Origin of the sequence: Moorena sp. SIO4E2 (genome assembly GCF_010671945.1) — a bacterium.
GTDB lineage: Bacteria > Cyanobacteriota > Cyanobacteriia > Cyanobacteriales > Coleofasciculaceae > Moorena > Moorena producens.
Genome location: NZ_JAAHIE010001164.1, coordinates 1 through 1,552, shown reverse-complemented (window position 1 = coordinate 1,552; position 1,552 = coordinate 1). Strand labels below are relative to the sequence as shown.

The window sequence follows — 1,552 nt, the reverse complement described above, 5'->3', positions numbered from 1 at the left end:
GTGGAAAATTCTAGGACTACGTTATCGATTGGTGAAAGGATATACCGCCATTATTCGAGATGTTAACGAAAATGCAGCTAACCTAACTAAACTTAACGGAGAACCTATAACAACTATTGAAATTCAAACTGGACACCGGAAATACCAGCTGGGTGGGATTATTGCTCCGATTTCTCCCGTAGAGTGTCAGTGGTTAATTCAAGAACTTAAGGATTGGTTAGGACTTACTTAGGACTGGAGTTTAGCTGAGGGAGCGACATAAGCCCTTAAAAGCTTACTAGATAAGGCTTTGATGTCAATGAACTCATACTAGATACAGTCGTAAATAGACCCTCCTTTCATTTTCATGAAGCTTAAACCCTATAATTGATGAAGCGATTTGAACCTACAACCCATCAATCTCATCCATACTCAACCCCGTATATTGAGCAATATCCTGAGCGGGTAACCCTGCGGCCTTCATCTGCTTAGCAATCTGCTGTTTTTATTCCTGTCTACCTTCTGCTCTACCCTGTTCTATACCTTGTTCTATACCTTGTTCTATACCTTGTTCTATCCCTGTTTGTATACCTTGTTTTATACCTTGTTTCATGGTTTCCTGAATCAAGGTTTGGGTAACATTGTACATATCCCGGTAGACCTTAAGGCTATCCTGATATAGCGCTTACTCCGTAGATGAAAAATTGGCAATCTCTGCTACCTCAAATAGCTGGGCAAACACATATATTATAGTGGCAACCATTGAAGGATGGAAGGATAGCGATCGCACTTCATCCTGAACCCTGCCTCACCCTATCCATGCTTGGCATAGCGCATCACATTCAGGACTTCCAGACAGCTTATTATTCAAGGAGTATTAGTTACATCCGGCAAACCCGGTTTGACGGTGTAATCGAGTGACCGCTGGCATTTGACATCACAGCGATCACAATTGTTGTCAACAGCTCTACCCGACAATGAAACAGCCCTGGGGTGTTAGGCGGGATTCCTCTTGCCTTAAAAGCATAAGCAATGTCGCTCATGACTACAGCGGTTTGCACTTCAGTTAGGTACTGTCGTTCTGGGTTTTTAGGGAGCAGGGAGCAGGGAGGTAAGCTATCAGCATTCAGCATTCAGCATTCAGCTTATGCGGTACGTTAGATCCCAGCGTCGTTCGCACAGCGTGGCCAAACGCGCACGCGTGGCCCAAAGGCCAAGGCCAAAGCCTGTGCCATCTAGCTGATAGCTGATAGCTGATAGCTGATAGCTGATAGCTGATAGCTGATAGCTGATAGCTTACTATTCCTAAATAACATCTGTAAGCAAAAGATTCAAATTTTCCACCGTTAACAGCGGCAAATTAGGATTCTCGGTACTACTCACATTTTCTGGATTGGAAAAGAAACTAAAACTAAACAGATATCGTCCCCTGCTTTGATTGGGGTTTTTCTGACTCTGCCAATTCTTAATTTCCTTGACAATATTTGTTCGCAGGTCTTGAGTAACTCCTAACATATCCGTGGAATCCCCAGACTTTGAAACCGTAAATCGAGGAGTTAGTAGAACAGGTAAG

General features: G+C 43.4%; 3 protein-coding genes and 1 pseudogene. 1 reads left to right on the top strand and 3 read right to left on the bottom strand.

The genetic code is table 11. The annotated features are described in order from the left end of the window. Positions 1-232: pseudogene (locus F6K37_RS41790) on the top strand (serine/threonine protein kinase); the annotation flags it as partial. Between the two features lie 252 nt (positions 233-484). Here the strand turns inward: F6K37_RS41790 and F6K37_RS41785 are convergent. From F6K37_RS41785 to F6K37_RS41775, 3 genes are all read right to left on the bottom strand, one after another. Beyond that, complete coding sequence (locus F6K37_RS41785) at positions 485-628, bottom strand: hypothetical protein (RefSeq protein WP_287257140.1); 144 nt, start codon at positions 626-628, stop codon at positions 485-487. A gap of 232 nt (positions 629-860) precedes the next feature. Beyond that, positions 861-1,112 carry a hypothetical protein gene (locus F6K37_RS41780; RefSeq protein WP_287257139.1) on the bottom strand — a complete coding sequence of 84 codons (252 nt, stop codon included), beginning with the start codon at positions 1,110-1,112 and terminating at the stop codon, positions 861-863. Positions 1,113-1,284: 172 nt separating this feature from the next. Then, positions 1,285-1,552 (bottom strand): hypothetical protein (locus F6K37_RS41775; protein ID WP_287257138.1); only part of this gene is annotated, 268 nt, incomplete at its 5' end.